Below are 16,690 nucleotides of genomic sequence, written 5' to 3'. Positions count from 1 at the left end.
TCTTCAGGTTGCCTAAGCCTTTTTTCAAAATGTCCTTTACAAAGGGTACACTTTACATTCCCTTTTGCGGTTTTCTAGAGTTACTTTATTCATCTCCTTCGTCGATATCCTCATTATAGTCTCCTTGAAAATCTTCTTTGAAATAGTCATTAAGATTGTCTATTAAGGTTTTCTTTTCTCCAGTTACTTCTCCACTGTACAAAAACTCCTGAATCGTAAGAACCTCAACCCCCTTTTGCCTATTTTTAAAAATAAGATAAATGATGGTTACCAAAAGGAGGAGTCCAATAAGAACTATTTTTAACAATGCCCCGATTCCCCTTTCTTGTCCTATAAAAGATATGAAAGCAAATGTAGTATTATTCAACTCTTGTAGACAAGCGTACAAGCAAAAGACAAGAAAAAGAATATGTTAGTACATACCATCATAAAGGGGGGATAAAGCATGTTCGAAATTTATGATGTCGCGATACTCCCGTTAATTATTGGGATCGTTGCTCTATTTAAGCGGGCCGGTTTGCCAGCAAAATATAGTCCATTTATTGCTGTTATATGCGGTCTAGCATTTGGGATTTTTTATTTGGATGTGGAACTTAAACAAGGGATACTAGTTGGGCTGATGATTGGATTGTCTGCAAGCGGTTTATACTCAGGCACAAAAAATATGATGCAAAAAGACGGAGATTAGTTTGCTATCTGGGTGACAGATAGTTTTTTAGCTTATTGCTAGTGTACTAGCTATCAAGAGAAAGGAGTTGGTATATGTTGAAGTGGATTCAAGATGGCGGCCATGGTGGCAATGACCCCGGTGCTGTTGCAAAAGGGAACACAGAAAAGATATATACGTTGGAAGCTGCTCTTTATGTGGACAAACGGTTAAGGGAGCATGGGATTTCCAGTGATGTGACTAGATCATCAGATGTCACGCTAGATCCGTCACCAAGAACTGCCAAGGTTAAGCAGTACCATAAAGGAATCTCACACCATTTTAATGCAGGGGGTGGCAGTGGGGCTGAGTTCATTCATTCCATCCATTCTTCAGGTGAATTTGAGGCACTATTAACAGAGGAGTTTAAAAAGGAAAGCTATCCGGTAAGAAGAACTTTTTCACGCAAGCAATCCAATGGTCAAGACTATTATTACATGCACCGACTAACTGGTTCTTGCCGAGTGACAATTGTTGAATATGAATTTGTTGATGGTGTAAATAGCGAGAAAATCAAGGATCGGAACTATCGGGAAGGAATGTATGAATGTATCGTCCGAGCAATATGTCGTGAGGAAGGAATCTCATATGAAGCTCCTGGAAGAGGAAATGAGCACCCTGAACCAGAAGAACAAAGCAATCCATCAGAAGAATATCCTGTCCCACAGATTAATCTTGTTCGTGGAAGTAAAGGTGAAGCAGTGAAACAACTTCAGCGAGCATTGGATGCGGTTAATTTTAAAAGTGGAGCGGTTGATGGTTTGTTTGGTCCTAAAACAGAAGATGCTGTCAGACGTTTTCAAATGGTGTATCTTCCACATAAAGTAGATGGAAAATATGGTCCAAATACAAGAAGGAAGTTGATTTCTGTACTAAAATTGAACGGTTTTTAAAAATGTTTTGTACGTCTAGGAGCTTTATTGGTAGGGAAAACTAGCAAATCTATCTATTTAATTGTAATTCTAATCAAAGGTTTTATTAATAATTCATCCTTTTTTGCCGATAATATATTTAGAGTGTAGAAATATTAAATGCAGCATAGAGGGTGATAAGGATGAAAATTGAGGATGTAATTGCACAAATTAATAAAAGTGTCGAGGAGCTTGATTTTATTTCAGCTCGAAAATATATTGAAGAGAATTTAGAAATTTTAAACGAAAAGAAAATCCATCTTAAAAATAATGCAAGAGAGCTATTAGATTTCTTAACAGAACGGACAGAAAAAGGATATCAACCAATGGGTAGAAGAGAGTTGGCTACAATTAATGCAATCAACACCTATGCTACAAAGTTCGATGTAAGAGGTTTAAAAATGCTTGTCAAGGATCATGCACAATTACTTCTACGTGATGATGTTATTTCTTATTTAAACACCGATGCGAGAATAATATTAGAAGGAATGGGTGCAATCGGGAAGAAGGGTTAATGAAGTAGTAGGTCGAATCTAGAGGGTTACTAGATCTGAATTAAATATATTTGATTAATCGGGCGTTCTCACCCGATTTTTTCTTATTTTACAGTTGAAAAAGGTTTCGTTACTATAGGAATAGATCATCATAACTCGATAAACGATTGAAATGGGGAAAAGAAATGAAATACTGCAATCAATGTGGAGCAGAGATGATTGAAGACGCGATGGAGGAAATTACTTTCGACGAAGATGATGTAAAAATTGACGGATTTCACGCTTTTGTGTGCACAAAAAATTGTGGTTATTACGAAAAAATAGAGAGGAATTGCAACGATGAATAAGATAAATATGAAGAATATAAAAATAGTTGCGCAACAAGATTCTAGTCGTTATCTATTAAGCTATGGGAATGATCAGGCTAGTATTTTAGATTTGTATAATCATCTGCTCACAGCACCTATGCATATTGAATCCTTGTTAGGGCGTGGCTATTGGGAGGATTATACTGGAAAAATAGATTTAGAAAAAATACTAGCTACTATTAAGATTGAAACTGAACTCGGAGGGTCTCTTATCCCGTTTCGTGATTGGATCGGATATCATCCAATTGAAAAGACTCAATGTGTCGTTTTTAGACAAAATGATGCAGATAGAAAAAAATTATATCAAGAGATCCAACAAGGGAGACTTAGACAAGGCTGGGGATATTCAGAAAAGTTTTCTCTAACTAGCGGTAAAGAAGAATTTATACAGAATTTTTTTAGTGTAACAAATAATGAAAAGGCTGCCAGAAAACAATGGAATGTATTAAGCAGGATGTTACATATAAACGATGGGGATACAATTGTGATTCCTAAACAGCCAGACCATAACCATTATCTAATCGTTAAGGCAAAGCAAATTGCGGATACTAATAGTTGCTATGAGTTTAGGGAACCACTACAAAACACCGATGATTATCGACATGTTGTCCATATCGATCAAGAGAATATACAAATAGTCCATTATGATTCTATGCAAACACCTTTAATTATTAAAAGATTATTAAAATCGATTGCATATTCAAGCCCAGTAAACTTCGTGCAAAAACGTGAATTTATTGAAGCGGTAAATGAAGTGTTTTTATCTCAGGATAAGGATTCATTAGTTGAGGCTCATCCAATTCAATCAAAAATTCAAGCATTTGAAGAGAATCTGTATCAGGAATGGGTTAAATCCGTCAGAAATCTTACCCCAAGTGACTTTGAGAAATTAGTAAACAAATATATGCAAGATAATGGTTTCGATGTACTGAAAACAAATAGCTATGATCGCAAAGGTGGGGATATTGATCTCTTATGTTCAAAAGAAATTCAAGTACAAACACCATTTGAGCCAAAAACTATTACATTAACCTATTGCATCCAAATCAAAAAACATCAAGGTATCACAAATGCAACAGGAGTAAATCAATTAATTCAGATGGAAAATCAGTTAGATCTTGAAGAGTCAAATCTTGTTCAAAAGATACTTATCTCATTGGCAGATGGCTTTAATGAGAAGTGTAGAGATTTAGCGAGTGAAAATAATGTATTATTAGTAAATGGAGTAGAATTTGCACAATTGTATTTTAAAAGCTTATGATCATAAAGACTCCCTAAAATAACAAAAAACCCTTATTTATAAGGGTTTTTCTAGCGTCCCAGATTGGAATCGAACCAACGACCTACAGCTTAGGAGGCTGTCGCTCTATCCTACTGAGCTACTGGGACATCAGGTGTTTATTATAAAATTATTTTTCGTGTAGGTCAAATATTTTACATTGAGTAATGCGAGGGCTTAAGCGTGCCCATGGAGCCGAGAAAAGTGTTGGAATGGTAACGCAAGAAAGTTTAGCGTGCCCGTGGAGCTGAGAAAAGTGTTGGAATGGTAACGCAAGAAAGTTTAGCGTGCCCATAGAGCCGGGAAGAGTGTTGGAATGGTAACTCAAGAAAGTTTAGCGTGCCCGTGGAGCTGAGAATAGTGGTGGGGTGGTAACGCAAGAATGTTTAGCGTGACTGTAGAGCTGAGAAAAGAGGTCGAGTGGTAACGCATCATCACCCCAATGGTTCTTAGTGCCAATTGGTCAATTATGTCCACGTCTCGTCTCCGCACTATCTATTAGACTAGCAAAACTGAAAAAGGTTTTGGGAAAAATAAAAAAATAAAGGAATATATATGAAATTAGTTGAAATAGTAATGATGAATTTTATAAAGGTGGATTATGTATATGGCGACGTTTTTTCTAATTATTATTTATTTAGCTTTTATTAGTTTAGGATTACCTGATTCATTGTTAGGTGTGACATGGCCATTGATGCAACCTGAATTTGGGGTGCCTCTAGAGACAGCGGGATGGCTTTTTATGACGATAGCTGGTTGCACAATCATTTCAAGTTTGGCTAGTGGAGTGATACTTAAGCGATTCGGGACTGGTAATGTTACCTTTGTCAGCTGCTTAATGACCGCTGTTGCATTGTTAGGTTTTAATTTCGGACCGTCTCTTTTTTGGTTAATTATCTGTGCGATCCCACTTGGATTAGGAGCGGGTGCAATTGATGCAGGATTAAACAATTATGTGGCAGTCCATTATAAAGCACATCATATGAGCTGGCTTCATTGTTTTTGGGGAGTAGGGGCGACACTGGGTCCAATCATTATGGCCCAGTTTATTTCGGGGCAAGAAGGTTCATGGAGAACTGGATATTTAACGATTGCCGGAATTCAGTTTGTGTTAGTTGTGGTCCTTTTTTTCACTTTACCTTTATGGAAAAAGGTTGCAGCAATTAGTGAAAACTCAGCTGACGCCAAACTAGAGTTTGTTGATAATGAAGTAGCAAAAAATATAAAACCGCTAAATATTAGCGGGGTCAAGCCAGCACTATTAACCTTCTTATTTTATTGTGGAGCTGAAGCCACCGTTGGATTGTGGGGGAGCAGTTTTTTAGTAAATGTGAAGGATTTATCACCTTCAGTTGCGGCAAAATGGGTTTCCCTCTATTATGCAGGAATTACAATTGGGCGATTTATTACAGGATTTATAACATTAAAGGTTGATAATCGTACTCTTATTCGGTCAGGACAAATGCTTGCATTATTTGGGACAGTCTTTTTATTGTTACCATTACCAGCAATCTTTTCTCTAGTAGGTTTTATTTTGATTGGATTAGGCTTGGCACCAATATTCCCATGTATGATACATGAAACACCTGCTCGATTTGGAAAGGAGCATTCCCAGACAATTATTGGTTATCAAATGGCTCTAGCTTATACTGGTACAACGTTCATGCCTCCAATTCTTGGTTTTGTTGCATCATATTCTACAATTGGAATCTTCCCGTTTTTTATCGTTGCATTTGTTGCAGCCATGCTGCTTACATCGGAAAGGTTAAATGGGATCATGAAAGGAAAGGGGAATATTCAAGAAGGAAAATCAAATAATATCGTCATTTAATCTAGAGAGGATAAATGAAGAATGAGTATAGCTATTATTATTTAAAAAAGGGAGATCTTTGTGATAACGATAAGAACTTTAGTAGATGGAGAAATAGAATTTTTAACAGACATGATGTATGAATCAATCCACATTCCTAATGATAAACCTGCAAAAGAGATTCTATTAAATCAACCAGGTTTGAAAAAATACAATGAAGGATGGGGAAGAAAAGGTGATCGGGCACTTATAGCAGTTAATGATAAAAATGAAGCATTGGGTGCGGTGTGGTATCGCTTATTTAATGAACAAAACAAAGGCTATGGATATATTGATAGCTTTACACCTGAACTCGGTATTGCTATTTCCAAAGCTGCACGTGGAATGGGAGTAGGAACCAAGCTAATGAACGCAATTATTCAACAAGCCGAGGAAGATGGATTTAAAGCCCTGTCGCTAAGTGTAGATCCAACTAATCTTGAAGCAGTGCATGTGTATAAAAAGATCGGTTTTAAAGATTATGGTATGTCAGGAACATCGATTACGATGGTGTATCAATTGTAATAAGGGATGGAATTGACGTTGGTCCTGTATAAACGAAGTCATTTTCAAAAATAATAGGACTATCAAAATAAGAAAGTATGTGTCCTAAGTGAAATTAAAATTTCAGCTATCGGTTTCCTTTATCATATGTGTAATTACTCTCATTGCTTTCAGCTTATTGTCCTTATTTGTGCATAATCATGACATTATTCAATTCGATCGTACGATCATATCTATTGTCCAAGGGATGGAAGCGCCTTTTTTTACTTCATTGATGAGATTTTTGTCAACGATTGGGTCTTTCCCTGTGATTGTTATCATGTCCATTTTTATTATGGTCTTTCTTTATAAAATATTGAAGCATCGAGCTGAACTTATTTTATTCATAGCTGTCTTGGTCGGGTCATCCCTTTTAAACCTCATTTTAAAAGAGGTATTTCAGCGAGCTCGTCCAGAACTTCATCGTTTAATAGAGATCACAGGGTACAGTTTCCCTAGTGGACATGCAATGGGGGCATTTACATTTTATGGGGTTTTAACTTTTTTGTTATGGCGTCATATTCCAGTTATTTGGGGACGTGTTTTGTTAATCCTTTTCAGTGGAATGATGATTGTTGGGATTGGAGTAAGTAGAATTTATTTGGGGGTTCACTACCCAACAGATATTATTGGAGGATATGTGGCAAGTGCCTTCTGGTTAACGTTTGCGATTTGGTCATTTCAACGATACATGGAAAGAAGATCTTTAAAACGCTACAATTTGGAGACTGGATGATGGGATATATAACCAAAGGGAAAGGAGGTAAATGCACTGGACATAGTAAATTACTTTGTAAATTATGTTGGACAACTGATTCAATTGAAATTGATTACTGGTGATTTATATTTATGTAAAGTATTAAAGAAAGATATAGAGAATAAAAATGCCTATTTGATAAAAGTTTATGAAAAAAATGGGAAGAACCATCATTTTGAGTTAACGATTAAGACATGTGAGATTGAAAGAATATGCATTTTTCCGATTGAAGATCAACAGGGAATAGAATTAACGGTTGAATATGTCCCTTCCATTAAACTAAACTATGAAAAACATCCGAATGTTGTTTCATTCGGAAAGATAAATATTGAAGAATAGTAGAGAGTGGGGCGAGGCGAATTGGAATTTAATGAAACGATAGAAACAGAGGAAGAACTTCGAACAATTATCGGCTTTCCAAGTGAATTAGTTAAAAATAAGGTCATTACTTTCTTAGATCAGCATTGTGTCGATTTTATTTCGAAATCTCCATTTCTAGCAATGGCTACCTCTGATGATGCAGGATTTTGTGATGTTTCACCTAGAGGCGATGTTCCAGGCTTCGTTCATGTACTGGATGAACATCATCTAATTATTCCAGAAAGACCAGGTAATAAACGGATTGATTCGATGCGCAATATTTTAGCAAATTCAAGGATAGGACTTGTCTTTTTAATTCCTGGTTTTGGTGAAACACTCCGTGTAAATGGAAGTGCATGCCTTGTAAAAGAAGAAATCCTCCTCGCGCAGCTAGCTGTGAAAGGGAAAAAACCACTCATTGGGATTGGTGTGGAAGTGGAAGAATGCTATATTCATTGTGCAAAAGCATTTAAACGTTCAGGGCTATGGGATCCGAACTCTTGGATTGAAAAAGAAAAATTGCCAGCAGCTGCAAAAATAATAGCTGATCATGCTAATCTACCAGGGATGAGCGCAGACTCCATTTCAAAAAGATTACAGGAAGGATATGAAAAAAGACTTTATTGAAAACAAGGAGGAATTGCTTTGGAAATATTTCGATTCGATAAAGAAATGGGAAAAAGAACTACAGCCTTCTGAATTTTTGATTAGCAAAAGCTGAAAGTTGGTGAATGAGATAAAGAGATTCATAATACGAGCAATAATCCTTAGTTCTTCAGTTCTCCTTATTAGTTGTACAAATAACACATCTCAAGATAAACCTCATCTAGAATTACCCGATCAAACTCCAACTTCGTTGACACATCATGACCAGGAATTTCAAATTAAGTATTTTAACTTTAAAGTTAAGTAGTTACGAAAATCGATTTTCACACTAAAACTAGAGGTGATTGTAAATGAATAATAAGCTAATCAGAGTAGGCACGACATACATACCGGTTCAAGATGTAGAACAATCTTCTAATTGGTATATTCAAAATCTAGGAGTAGAGTTAGGCTATGTGGATGAGGATAAGGCGATTATTAATTTTGCAAATCAAAGTTTTTTTCTAGTAAAGTCGAAGGAAAACCAAACTGCAAATTTTTATGACATTCATGGGGAGGAACGTTTTTCGATTACGTTTGAAGTAGATGGTCTAGAAGCATTAGAACAACTAAATCATGATTTCAAGGAACGTAACATGAAGGTTGGAGAAATTGAAAATAGAGGACATGCGGGAAGGAATTTTGTATTTTATGATTTGGATGGGAATAAGTTCGACGTCTGGAGTGAATTGAGTCCTGAATTTAAAGTGAAATATAATATTTAACATTGGAAAGGAATCAATCTAATGTGATAGTAGGAGCGATTGTTGAAAATGGACATGAAACAACGAAAGGTTTGGAATGAAAACCATAAGAAATTAAAAGAAATCTTATTAAAACCTGAAGAACATTCAAAAGCAATTCAATTATTCCTATCTCAACATTCCTTAGTACACTCGTCTTCTATTGGGAAGACAGGTCAAGTAACCTTAGAAGATGAAGTGTTAAGGGACTTGGATGAATCAATTTTTAGAGAGTACCCTGTACCAAATCCTGATACGAACAATTCGATTGCATGGCACCTATGGCATATTGCTCGAATTGAGGATATGACGATGAATATATTGGTGGCTAATGTTCAACAAGTTCTACATACTGCAAATTGGATTGAAAAAATGAACCTTGAATTTACTCATTCTGGAAACGATATGAGTGAAGAGGACATTGCTGCATTAAGTGAAAGAATTGATTTTAATTCATTATTAGCATATAGAAGAGCAGTGGGTAGACAGACACAAGATATCATTTCAGCATTAAAACCAGGACACTTTAAACTGCAAGTTGATCAAAAAAGAATTAATCGATTATTTGATGAAAATTCAGTTATGCAGAATTCAAAATGGTTAGCAGAGTACTGGAGTAAACAAAATATTGCTGGTTTAATTTTGATGCCTGCAACAAGACATATCTTTTTGCACCTAAATAAATGTGTGCGTATAAAGGAAAAACTCCAAAAATAGATGGCGAAGTTACAGGGGTAACCCACAAGTTTTTTCCATTCCTCTTGTGGATGTAAAATACTAATAAAGAACTATCTCTTTCTAGCAATCTTAAAACCATTATCAATCGCTTCAAAACCAATCATTGGATAGTATTCCATAGCTGTAGGGGCAGATAAAAGTATTAAGGCCACTTCATCACTGATATGTTCTCGCGTTAATCTAATAAGTTCTTTACCAATGCCTTTACCTTGATACTCTTTATCTACAGCTAGATCAGATAGATAACAACAATAGCTATAATCTGTTATCGCTCTAGCAACACCAACGATTTTATCAGCATCCCATGCTGTAATAATTATATTTGAGTTTTCGATCATTCGCTGTAATCTTGGTAAATCATCTGAAGGTCGTTTAATGCCCGATGATTTGAATACTTCTGAGAGCTCCTTTGCTTTGATTTTGACATTTTCTTTATAAATGATTTGGTTCATATTTTCTCACTCCTTTTTAAAAAGTAATCATCATTTCTACATATTATCCCTCAGGAAATAAACTAGAACAGGTAATAATAGTAGGATAACAACACTTTGGATGAATGTTAAGATGATATCCTTTTTCCATGTATTCCTTACTGGATAACGATTAGTAGCCCGTTGAAAAAAAAGCAGGATTACCCACCAAAATAATAGCGTATATATGACTCCACTAATGATATCGTAATACATTTCGACTGACTCCTTTAACAAGTAAATTTAAATATCACTCTTTTCTTTGCCTCTTTTCAATGTAGATCCAAATATAATATATAGCCCAGAAAACTAGTGGTACTAGGGTTGCATAATGAATTTGCTCATGTGGTAAATAGACTACTAAAATAATGCCTAAAAGTAGGAATGGTATTAATAGAAATGCATACTTTTTCCAATCCATATTAATTATCTCCTTGCTACTATCGAAAATTTTATTATGAAAACGCAGGAACACTACCCTATATTTTACATTATTGTAAGTTGATTTGCATATAATTATTAAAATATTGCATTTATTAATAAAATTTTAACCAATTCATTGTATAATTGGTAATATTAAGAACTGAGGAGGTGTTTGTTTGTTCGAATACATTAGTATTTTTCTCTTAACAGTAATGGGTAGTGTAATATTATTTTTTGTATGTGCTAGTATGTTTGGCAGTGTTGCTGACTATGGTGAATCAGCAGTTTATACAATCGGTTCAGTTATCATTATTCTTCTATCATTTTTAATTACCCAAATGTTTTACGTGATTGGGTTAATGAAGGGGAAGGTAAAAAAATGACAACAATTGGCCTAATTAGGCATGGGATTACGGAATGGAATGAACTTAGCAAAGCCCAAGGGCTTAGCGACATATCATTAAATTTAAAAGGGAGACAGCAGGCTATTTCCTTGGCCAATCGACTTTCTTCAGATGATCTGCACCAAGCATTTGAAGCAAGCGACTCTATGAATATTAAGAAGGTGAATACCATATATTCATAGAGTTCTTCGAATAATTCAGCCCTGGGATAGATATTCCGCATATAATAACTTCATGGTTTCGATTATCTTTTTATCGGATTCTTGGTGGACATATCGATTCGGTAACCCTTTTGCTCCGAGTGCATACAACAAGGGATCTGAATTAAATTCTCCTACTATACCAATATCAACAATTACATCTTCTAATCCGCCTGTCATATGATTTAACAAATGTCCGGGAATGCCTTCAATTTCATCATTTTGTCTGACTAATCCAATTATAACAGGAAGCCATAGTTCGGGATTTTTTTGATAGCCCTGATAAATGGAACAAATAAGTTTGTGAATCTCACCAAGTTCACCATTATTATCCATGTCTCGAGGATTTTCGGTTACGGTAATATGAGTAAAATGAGCTTGAATTTTAAGATTGAGCAAATCCCATCCACCACAATGAGAAACTATATTTTTTGCTAGGAAACTATCATGGCACGCAATCATCACTTCAACTGCATCACGAAGTGCAAGTGATCTTCTCTGTTGAAGGTGGGGATACAATTGATGGCTATTTTCGTCAGGGTTGAAGTGAATATCCATCATAATGTCATCCCATGTATAGAGGCCATCTTCAATCCACTTTGCTATACAATATCCGATTGCAACCTTTGCTGCAGAAGCAAGTGGTACGACTAGATTACTATTTAATGAAGAAATAATCCTTTGTTGTTTTTGGGAGTAAATGATTATCCCGAGATCTCCAATATCAATTTCTTTTACCTTTTCAATTACCTTTTCCATCTTAACCTCCCATTTGTATTTTTTTCTGATTTCCTTCTAATTCTTTTTCGAAGTGAAAAAGTCCTTCTAAAATGAGTGAGATGGAATAAAAACTATATAATAGTCTATAAAAGAAGGATCGTACGTTAGTTTTTGAAAGGATGGTTTCGATGATATTAGAAGTTGCTATACTTGAAGTAAAGACAGGAATGGAACAAGAATTTGAAGAGGTGTTTCGCAAAGCGTCCAAGATTATTTCATCAATGAGCGGTTATATTTCACATGAATTGCAGTATTGTATTGAGGAAAAGGGAAAGTATGTACTTCTAGTAAAATGGGAAACGTTGGAGGATCACACAGAGGGCTTTAGGAAATCGAGTGAGTACAAGGAATGGAAAGCATTATTACATCATTTTTATGATCCATTTCCCACTGTTGAACATTATATAAAGGTGAATCTTTCATAGGCTAAAGCACCAATTAATTGAGGCTTTTTTGTGTGAAAGGGAAATGCTCATAAAATCAAAAAGTCTTTCAAAGGAAAGTGAATGAGTAGAGGTTGAGAAAAGACCGAAGCCTAGTAATTATCATATATACCTTCAAAAACATAAGCAAAGAAAACTGACATCTCCACCACAATCCGAAGGAGATTTTCTTCCGATGTATCATGACGATAAACTTTTGTGGATTCGGGCTGATCGAAAGGAAGCAGATGTTTTCATTAGATAAAGATGCAATAGATCCGAAGAAGTGGATTGAGAACATTGCAGTGGGTAGCAATTATAATGAGCATTGGAACTGGGATGAGGTTTCTGGTTTGTATTGGAAGTAATAAAGAATAGTTACGTAATAAAAGTAAACCATCCATCTCGGACAGAGACAGGGGCGTTTACTTTTTTTAATAGAATGCTATAAAAATGTATGTATTAAATTCAAACAGTCTTCAACAATATCTTTTGGTACTTGTCCTTTAATAGAAAAATTTCGTGCACGCCAATCCAAACTTTTTACTTGGTCTGTTAAAATTACCCCTTCTATACCTAAACCATTTGGTAAAGCTACTTCAAAAGGGTACCCTTTTTGTTGGCGAGTAATAGGACATACAATTGAAAAACCAGTGACTTCATTAAAAGATTTTGGGGAAAGAACAATTGCCGGGCGTGTACCAGCCTGTTCATGTCCTGCTTGTGGATTAAAGTTAAGATAGACAAGGTCACCACGGTCAGGTACCAACATTATAATAATTCATTCCCTTCGGTTGAGCCGAAATCAATCTCGGAATGACGATTTTCATTCGTTACTTTAGCTAAAAGTTCGTCCAAAGTTGCTTTCCGAATTTTAGGTTTTAATGTTAAGACTTGATTAACTAAACTTAATTCTATTTCTGAACCTTGTTCAATCTCAATTTTTTCAGCAATATTACTTGGGATTCGAACAGCTAGACTGTTGCCCCATTTCTGCACCTTTGTTAGCAAAATGATTACCTCCTCTTTTCTTTCGCTACTCATATTTGAAGTCATTATATCACTCCTATATTATGATGTATATACTTAGTATATACAGAAGAACCGAAGATGATACTAAAATTAGAAAATCTTCAGCAAGAAAAGGATTTCAAAGTTTCATAGAGAAATATATTCTAAAGTCAAAAAGTTTGGAGGAGAATACATGATTTCATATCCTAATTTGAAACAGGGAGCATCCATTGGTGTTACAGCACCATCATCTGGTGTGGAGGATGACAAGCATGATTTAGTAAAGCTCGCATGTAAACGCTTGAACACAAAAGGCTATCAAACAATATGCGGTGATACTGTTTGGACGGAGCATAAAGCCAAATCAGCACCAGCTAAGAAGCGTGCAGATGAGTTTAATGAGATGATACAAAACGATCAAATTGATGTAATTATTCCGCCATGGGGTGGGGAATTACTAGTTGAAATTCTTGAACATATTGATTTTGACAAGCTTCGACCAAAATGGATCCTTGGTTACTCAGATATAAGTATTCTGTTATTGGCGGTAACATTAAAGACCGGGATTGCAACCGCACATGGTACAAATCTGATTGATTTAAGGGGAGAGTACTCAGATGATACAACTGCGATGTGGGAAAAAGTTTTATCAACTGATGCAGGTGAATCAATCTTACAGATGTCATCTGAGTTGTATCAAAAGCAATGGCAGCACAATAACGCATCACCATGTGTGTATCATTTAACAGAGAAGACAGAATGGAAGATTGTTGCGCATGAAAAAGTGGAAGTAAAAGGCCGATTGCTTGGCGGCTGTATCGATATTATTCGGCATTTAATTGGGACATCATTTGGAGATGTAGCCAACTTCAGAAAGCAATTTATTAATGAGGAACCAATTTTGTGGTATTTGGAAAACTGTGAGCTGAATACTACAGATATACGAAGAACATTAGTGCAAATGAAGCTTGCAGGCTGGTTTGATCATTGTTCCGGGATTATGTTTGGACGCAGCGATAAAAATACGCCTGTAGAGAATTATACAATTGAAGATGTATATCAAGATCTATTTGATGAACTACAGATTCCGATCATTTATGACATTGACTGCGGCCATGTCCCACCCCAAATAACATTGATAAATGGTGCTTTTGCAGAAGTGAAAGTTGAAAATGGAAAAGGTTCGATATTACAAAAATTCATATAAGTAGGGGAGATTATACTGGAGCATACGAAACTATATTTAACAAATACTCTTAAGAAAATCATAGCAACTGCGAAAAGAGAAGCTGTGCTATCTAACGAAAAGATGATGAATCCAGTTCACCTGCTGATTGCTTTTTTACAAGAAAAATCTGGTGCACTAGGAGAAATGGCGATGAAATGTGAGCTAGATATCTCAACCTTTCGAGGAGCTGTCCTTGCTATGGATGACCAAACCATCCACCACAGCAACTTCATCGATTCAAAAGTTACTGATGAAGTAGAGAAGGCTTTTGAGGCTGCCATTTCCTATATGAAAAAGTACAACCAAATCCATCTGAATGAAGGCCATGTACTAAGAGCACTCCTCACAACAAAGACAATTAACAATCTTCTAACAGATCAAATTAAGAATATCATGATAGCTCTTGGCACCACTGCCCGTGATATGATTACACATCTTGGTAAGTACACATTCCCAGACATACAATCTAGTAAAATCCGAAAAGTAACTCATGATGATTATGACTTACTTGTTTCTTTTGTCGAGCATCGATTTTCAGGTGAATGGTCACAAACAATTGTCAGTGGGTTCGAATTAAGTGAACCCAATATTTATATTGCATTAAACGACTGTAATGAAATAATCGGTTTTGCTGCATTTGACACGTATCAGAATAAGAAAGGTTACTTCGGACCAATGGGTGTTGCCACCTCTAAACGAACTAAGGGAATTGGGTATTCACTGCTTCATCATTGTTTACGTGATATGAAGGAGATTGGTTATGAATATGCGATTATCGGAGGAGCGGGACCGATTGAATTTTACGAGAAAGCATGTAATGCAGTTGTGATTCCATATCCAATTCCATTTAGTTAATAAAGGGAGCGATAGATGTGAAGAATCGAGTTCTGGAGGCATATTCAAAACTTGCCGCAGACTATGAAAAGAAGTTTTACGTTGCTTCAAGCTTTGCGAATATTGACTCAGTAAGATACGTGAGTGAGAGTTTAAAAAATAAAGGATATTTACAAACTTATGATTGGACTGCCAATGAAAGGGCTACGTCGTTAGGACAATTAATGGAAATTGGAAAAAAAGAAAAAGCTGCTGTGCTAGAATCTGATTTCGTCATCATTCTACTGCCAGCGGGTAAGGGAAGCCATATTGAAATGGGAATTGCATTGGGACAGGGTAAAAGAGTTTTTCTATATTCATCCAACAATGATGTTAACAAATTTGAACTTACGAGTACCTTTTATCACCTTCCAGAGGTAAAACAGTACATCGGACCGATCGAGCAGTTTGTAGATTTTTGTATAGAAGAGATGAAAAAATGAAGAAACAGTAACTTCAAAAAAAGTGTACGCAAAGAGAAGGAGGACAATTTGATGATGTCAGAACAAATAATGCAAGACATAACTGTAATTAACGAAAAGGAATTAAAGTTGGTAGGGATTCGAGTAGTTTGTCCTGGTGATCAATATGTATTAGAAATACCTAGAGCGTCAAAGCTTTTAGATGAACGTAAAAATGAAATCAAACATGTAATCAACCCGACAAAACAAATAGGTGCCTTTGTTGCTGGAGATGATTGCCCAGAAGAGGAAGATGGTTATTGGGTTTGTTTCGAGGTAAAAGAATATGAGGAGATTCCACAAGGCATGGTTGTCTTAACGGTTCCTCCACAAAAGTATGCTGTCTTAAGGCATAAAGGGCCAAATCACAAGATCAGAGAAGCGTATGGCCAATTACATAATTGGATTGAAGAAAATGGGTTTACAAGAGAAAGGGATAAGTGGCATTTAGAACTTTTCCATAGCTGGGAAGATGTTATGAATATCGATGTGGAATTATTGGAAACGATAGAGTAAAAATACCATGAACGAAGTGGAGATGTCCTTTTTTGTACGAATTAAAAACAAAAGAAACTGAGAATAGTGTTATTGAATTTATTGAAAATGTGGATAGCTTGAAAAAGCGTGAAGATGCATACAAATTATTAGATATTTTCACTGAAACAACGGGTTATAAGGCGAAAATGTGGGGACCTAGTATCATTGGATTTGGTTCTTATCACTATAAATATGAATCGGGACATGAAGGTGATGCGCCTTTAGTGGGCTTCTCTCCGCGTAAAGCTAAAATAAGCTTATATTTTGCAACTGGAGATACGAAACGTGAGGAATTGCTTCAGAAATTTGGCAAACATACATCTGGTAAAGCATGTGTGTACATTAATAAGGTCGCTGATATTAATGTAGAAGTTTTAAAAGAATTGATCGATCAATCAATTACATTTTTACGAGAATTGTATCCAAGTGAGTAGACATTTATTTTTATTTGGTGGTGGTCAATTACATATTTTAAAGGGGGAATAACA

The 16,690-nt window shown here is 35.7% G+C and carries 28 protein-coding genes and 1 tRNA gene; 21 read left to right on the top strand and 8 right to left on the bottom strand.

All coding sequences use genetic code 11. The annotated features are described in order from the left end of the window. Positions 1 to 85: 85 nt before the first annotated feature. Positions 86 to 307, bottom strand: coding sequence for a hypothetical protein (locus MJG50_RS14100; RefSeq protein ID WP_240256382.1), 222 nt, complete (start codon positions 305 to 307; stop codon positions 86 to 88). Positions 308 to 445: 138 nt separating this feature from the next. Between MJG50_RS14100 and MJG50_RS14095 the strand changes: the two genes are divergently transcribed. The 5 genes from MJG50_RS14095 (at position 446) to MJG50_RS14075 (ending at position 3,740) form a co-directional block, all read left to right on the top strand. Beyond that, on the top strand, positions 446 to 688 hold the full coding sequence (locus tag MJG50_RS14095) for a hypothetical protein (RefSeq protein ID WP_240256381.1): 243 nt from the start codon (positions 446 to 448) through the stop codon (positions 686 to 688). Positions 689 to 765: 77 nt separating this feature from the next. Further along, positions 766 to 1,599, top strand: coding sequence for an N-acetylmuramoyl-L-alanine amidase (locus MJG50_RS14090; RefSeq protein WP_240256380.1), 834 nt, complete (start codon positions 766 to 768; stop codon positions 1,597 to 1,599). Positions 1,600 to 1,760: 161 nt separating this feature from the next. After that, entirely contained in the window at positions 1,761 to 2,132 is a 372-nt protein-coding gene (locus tag MJG50_RS14085; protein WP_240256379.1) for a hypothetical protein, read from the top strand. 164 nt (positions 2,133 to 2,296) lie between these two features. Next, positions 2,297 to 2,458 carry a hypothetical protein gene (locus MJG50_RS14080; RefSeq protein WP_240256378.1) on the top strand — a complete coding sequence of 54 codons (162 nt, stop codon included), beginning with the start codon at positions 2,297 to 2,299 and terminating at the stop codon, positions 2,456 to 2,458. After that, positions 2,451 to 3,740, top strand: coding sequence for a restriction endonuclease (locus MJG50_RS14075; RefSeq protein WP_240256377.1), 1,290 nt, complete (start codon positions 2,451 to 2,453; stop codon positions 3,738 to 3,740). The genes MJG50_RS14080 and MJG50_RS14075 overlap by 8 nt, the downstream gene beginning before the upstream one ends. Before the next feature lie 54 nt (positions 3,741 to 3,794). Here MJG50_RS14075 and MJG50_RS14070 read toward each other — a convergent pair. After that, positions 3,795 to 3,868, bottom strand: a tRNA-Arg gene (locus MJG50_RS14070). 497 nt (positions 3,869 to 4,365) lie between these two features. Here MJG50_RS14070 and MJG50_RS14065 point away from each other — a divergent pair. The 7 genes from MJG50_RS14065 to MJG50_RS14035 all read left to right on the top strand — a co-directional run bounded on the left by MJG50_RS14065 (position 4,366) and on the right by MJG50_RS14035 (position 9,372). Beyond that, positions 4,366 to 5,589, top strand: a complete 1,224-nt coding sequence (locus MJG50_RS14065) for an MFS transporter (protein WP_240256376.1) — start codon at positions 4,366 to 4,368, stop codon at positions 5,587 to 5,589. 60 nt (positions 5,590 to 5,649) lie between these two features. Then, complete coding sequence (locus MJG50_RS14060) at positions 5,650 to 6,132, top strand: GNAT family N-acetyltransferase (protein WP_240256375.1); 483 nt, start codon at positions 5,650 to 5,652, stop codon at positions 6,130 to 6,132. A gap of 253 nt (positions 6,133 to 6,385) precedes the next feature. Next, entirely contained in the window at positions 6,386 to 6,886 is a 501-nt protein-coding gene (locus MJG50_RS14055; protein WP_240256374.1) for a phosphatase PAP2 family protein, read from the top strand. A gap of 84 nt (positions 6,887 to 6,970) precedes the next feature. Continuing rightward, a complete protein-coding gene (locus tag MJG50_RS14050; protein WP_240256373.1) occupies positions 6,971 to 7,246 on the top strand; it encodes a hypothetical protein in 276 nt (91 codons plus the stop codon). A 6-nt stretch (positions 7,247 to 7,252) separates the two neighbouring features. Beyond that, positions 7,253 to 7,894, top strand: coding sequence for a pyridoxamine 5'-phosphate oxidase family protein (locus tag MJG50_RS14045; protein ID WP_431307291.1), 642 nt, complete (start codon positions 7,253 to 7,255; stop codon positions 7,892 to 7,894). A 329-nt stretch (positions 7,895 to 8,223) separates the two neighbouring features. Next, a complete protein-coding gene (locus MJG50_RS14040) occupies positions 8,224 to 8,637 on the top strand; it encodes a VOC family protein (RefSeq protein WP_240256371.1) in 414 nt (137 codons plus the stop codon). Between the two features lie 48 nt (positions 8,638 to 8,685). Continuing rightward, the gene (locus tag MJG50_RS14035) at positions 8,686 to 9,372 is read left to right on the top strand and encodes a DinB family protein (RefSeq protein WP_240256370.1); all 687 of its coding nucleotides are present in this window, start codon (positions 8,686 to 8,688) and stop codon (positions 9,370 to 9,372) included. A gap of 71 nt (positions 9,373 to 9,443) precedes the next feature. On the opposite strand, the gene MJG50_RS14030 is transcribed toward MJG50_RS14035, so the two are convergent. The 3 genes from MJG50_RS14030 to MJG50_RS14020 are packed head-to-tail and all read right to left on the bottom strand — an operon-like array spanning position 9,444 to position 10,284. Next, entirely contained in the window at positions 9,444 to 9,845 is a 402-nt protein-coding gene (locus MJG50_RS14030; RefSeq protein ID WP_240256369.1) for a GNAT family N-acetyltransferase, read from the bottom strand. A 36-nt stretch (positions 9,846 to 9,881) separates the two neighbouring features. Continuing rightward, positions 9,882 to 10,079, bottom strand: coding sequence for a hypothetical protein (locus MJG50_RS14025; protein WP_240256368.1), 198 nt, complete (start codon positions 10,077 to 10,079; stop codon positions 9,882 to 9,884). Positions 10,080 to 10,113: 34 nt separating this feature from the next. Further along, entirely contained in the window at positions 10,114 to 10,284 is a 171-nt protein-coding gene (locus MJG50_RS14020; protein WP_240256367.1) for a hypothetical protein, read from the bottom strand. A 178-nt stretch (positions 10,285 to 10,462) separates the two neighbouring features. On the opposite strand from MJG50_RS14020, the gene MJG50_RS14015 reads away from it, so the two are divergent. Beyond that, on the top strand, positions 10,463 to 10,669 hold the full coding sequence (locus MJG50_RS14015; RefSeq protein ID WP_240256366.1) for a hypothetical protein: 207 nt from the start codon (positions 10,463 to 10,465) through the stop codon (positions 10,667 to 10,669). Next, positions 10,666 to 10,872, top strand: coding sequence for a histidine phosphatase family protein (locus MJG50_RS14010; protein ID WP_345893239.1), 207 nt, complete (start codon positions 10,666 to 10,668; stop codon positions 10,870 to 10,872). The genes MJG50_RS14015 and MJG50_RS14010 overlap by 4 nt, the downstream gene beginning before the upstream one ends. A gap of 15 nt (positions 10,873 to 10,887) precedes the next feature. Here the strand turns inward: MJG50_RS14010 and MJG50_RS14005 are convergent, their stop codons facing one another. Beyond that, on the bottom strand, positions 10,888 to 11,649 hold the full coding sequence (locus tag MJG50_RS14005) for a serine hydrolase (RefSeq protein ID WP_240256365.1): 762 nt from the start codon (positions 11,647 to 11,649) through the stop codon (positions 10,888 to 10,890). Positions 11,650 to 11,798: 149 nt separating this feature from the next. On the opposite strand from MJG50_RS14005, the gene MJG50_RS14000 reads away from it, so the two are divergent. Both MJG50_RS14000 and MJG50_RS13995 read left to right on the top strand, forming a co-directional pair. Next, positions 11,799 to 12,095 (top strand): antibiotic biosynthesis monooxygenase family protein, encoded by a 297-nt coding sequence (locus MJG50_RS14000; protein ID WP_240256364.1) that lies wholly within the window; start codon positions 11,799 to 11,801, stop codon positions 12,093 to 12,095. A 200-nt stretch (positions 12,096 to 12,295) separates the two neighbouring features. Then, positions 12,296 to 12,460, top strand: a complete 165-nt coding sequence (locus tag MJG50_RS13995) for a hypothetical protein (RefSeq protein WP_240256363.1) — start codon at positions 12,296 to 12,298, stop codon at positions 12,458 to 12,460. A gap of 77 nt (positions 12,461 to 12,537) precedes the next feature. Here MJG50_RS13995 and mazF read toward each other — a convergent pair whose 3' ends face one another. Both mazF and MJG50_RS13985 read right to left on the bottom strand, forming a co-directional pair. Then, a complete protein-coding gene (gene mazF, locus MJG50_RS13990; protein ID WP_240256362.1) occupies positions 12,538 to 12,864 on the bottom strand; it encodes an endoribonuclease MazF in 327 nt (108 codons plus the stop codon). Beyond that, positions 12,864 to 13,148, bottom strand: coding sequence for an AbrB/MazE/SpoVT family DNA-binding domain-containing protein (locus MJG50_RS13985; RefSeq protein WP_240256361.1), 285 nt, complete (start codon positions 13,146 to 13,148; stop codon positions 12,864 to 12,866). The genes mazF and MJG50_RS13985 overlap by 1 nt, the downstream gene beginning before the upstream one ends. A 148-nt stretch (positions 13,149 to 13,296) precedes the next feature. Between MJG50_RS13985 and MJG50_RS13980 the strand changes: the two genes are divergently transcribed. The 5 genes from MJG50_RS13980 to MJG50_RS13960 are packed head-to-tail and all read left to right on the top strand — an operon-like array spanning position 13,297 to position 16,636. Next, positions 13,297 to 14,310, top strand: a complete 1,014-nt coding sequence (locus tag MJG50_RS13980; protein ID WP_240256360.1) for a S66 family peptidase — start codon at positions 13,297 to 13,299, stop codon at positions 14,308 to 14,310. Between the two features lie 9 nt (positions 14,311 to 14,319). Then, the gene (locus MJG50_RS13975) at positions 14,320 to 15,186 is read left to right on the top strand and encodes a GNAT family N-acetyltransferase (protein WP_490374915.1); all 867 of its coding nucleotides are present in this window, start codon (positions 14,320 to 14,322) and stop codon (positions 15,184 to 15,186) included. Positions 15,187 to 15,203: 17 nt separating this feature from the next. Next, on the top strand, positions 15,204 to 15,647 hold the full coding sequence (locus tag MJG50_RS13970; protein WP_240256358.1) for a group-specific protein: 444 nt from the start codon (positions 15,204 to 15,206) through the stop codon (positions 15,645 to 15,647). A gap of 54 nt (positions 15,648 to 15,701) precedes the next feature. Next, a complete protein-coding gene (locus tag MJG50_RS13965) occupies positions 15,702 to 16,181 on the top strand; it encodes a GyrI-like domain-containing protein (protein ID WP_240256386.1) in 480 nt (159 codons plus the stop codon). Positions 16,182 to 16,213: 32 nt separating this feature from the next. Beyond that, positions 16,214 to 16,636 carry a DUF1801 domain-containing protein gene (locus MJG50_RS13960; RefSeq protein WP_240256357.1) on the top strand — a complete coding sequence of 141 codons (423 nt, stop codon included), beginning with the start codon at positions 16,214 to 16,216 and terminating at the stop codon, positions 16,634 to 16,636. Positions 16,637 to 16,690: the final 54 nt, after the last annotated feature.

Source organism: Fredinandcohnia quinoae (genome assembly GCF_022427965.1).
Lineage (GTDB): Bacteria > Bacillota > Bacilli > Bacillales > Bacillaceae_L > Ferdinandcohnia > Ferdinandcohnia quinoae.
This window is presented reverse-complemented; position numbering and strand designations above follow the sequence as displayed.

Bases quoted from the DNA above. Each gene is read 5' to 3' on its own strand.
- MJG50_RS14095 (WP_240256381.1), top strand. From the start codon at position 446: ATGTTCGAAATTTATGATGTCGCGATACTCCCGTTAATTATTGGGATC.
- MJG50_RS14085 (WP_240256379.1), top strand. From the start codon at position 1,761: ATGAAAATTGAGGATGTAATTGCACAAATTAATAAAAGTGTCGAGGAG.
- MJG50_RS14080 (WP_240256378.1), top strand. From the start codon at position 2,297: ATGAAATACTGCAATCAATGTGGAGCAGAGATGATTGAAGACGCGATG.
- MJG50_RS14075 (WP_240256377.1), top strand. From the start codon at position 2,451: ATGAATAAGATAAATATGAAGAATATAAAAATAGTTGCGCAACAAGAT.
- MJG50_RS14065 (WP_240256376.1), top strand. From the start codon at position 4,366: ATGGCGACGTTTTTTCTAATTATTATTTATTTAGCTTTTATTAGTTTA.
- MJG50_RS14055 (WP_240256374.1), top strand. From the start codon at position 6,386: ATGAGATTTTTGTCAACGATTGGGTCTTTCCCTGTGATTGTTATCATG.
- MJG50_RS14040 (WP_240256371.1), top strand. From the start codon at position 8,224: ATGAATAATAAGCTAATCAGAGTAGGCACGACATACATACCGGTTCAA.
- MJG50_RS14035 (WP_240256370.1), top strand. From the start codon at position 8,686: ATGGACATGAAACAACGAAAGGTTTGGAATGAAAACCATAAGAAATTA.
- MJG50_RS14030 (WP_240256369.1), bottom strand. From the start codon at position 9,845: ATGAACCAAATCATTTATAAAGAAAATGTCAAAATCAAAGCAAAGGAG.
- MJG50_RS14025 (WP_240256368.1), bottom strand. From the start codon at position 10,079: ATGTATTACGATATCATTAGTGGAGTCATATATACGCTATTATTTTGG.
- MJG50_RS14020 (WP_240256367.1), bottom strand. From the start codon at position 10,284: ATGGATTGGAAAAAGTATGCATTTCTATTAATACCATTCCTACTTTTA.
- MJG50_RS14010 (WP_345893239.1), top strand. From the start codon at position 10,666: ATGACAACAATTGGCCTAATTAGGCATGGGATTACGGAATGGAATGAA.
- MJG50_RS14005 (WP_240256365.1), bottom strand. From the start codon at position 11,649: ATGGAAAAGGTAATTGAAAAGGTAAAAGAAATTGATATTGGAGATCTC.
- MJG50_RS14000 (WP_240256364.1), top strand. From the start codon at position 11,799: ATGATATTAGAAGTTGCTATACTTGAAGTAAAGACAGGAATGGAACAA.
- MJG50_RS13995 (WP_240256363.1), top strand. From the start codon at position 12,296: ATGACGATAAACTTTTGTGGATTCGGGCTGATCGAAAGGAAGCAGATG.
- mazF (WP_240256362.1), bottom strand. From the start codon at position 12,864: ATGTTGGTACCTGACCGTGGTGACCTTGTCTATCTTAACTTTAATCCA.
- MJG50_RS13985 (WP_240256361.1), bottom strand. From the start codon at position 13,148: ATGACTTCAAATATGAGTAGCGAAAGAAAAGAGGAGGTAATCATTTTG.
- MJG50_RS13980 (WP_240256360.1), top strand. From the start codon at position 13,297: ATGATTTCATATCCTAATTTGAAACAGGGAGCATCCATTGGTGTTACA.
- MJG50_RS13965 (WP_240256386.1), top strand. From the start codon at position 15,702: ATGTCAGAACAAATAATGCAAGACATAACTGTAATTAACGAAAAGGAA.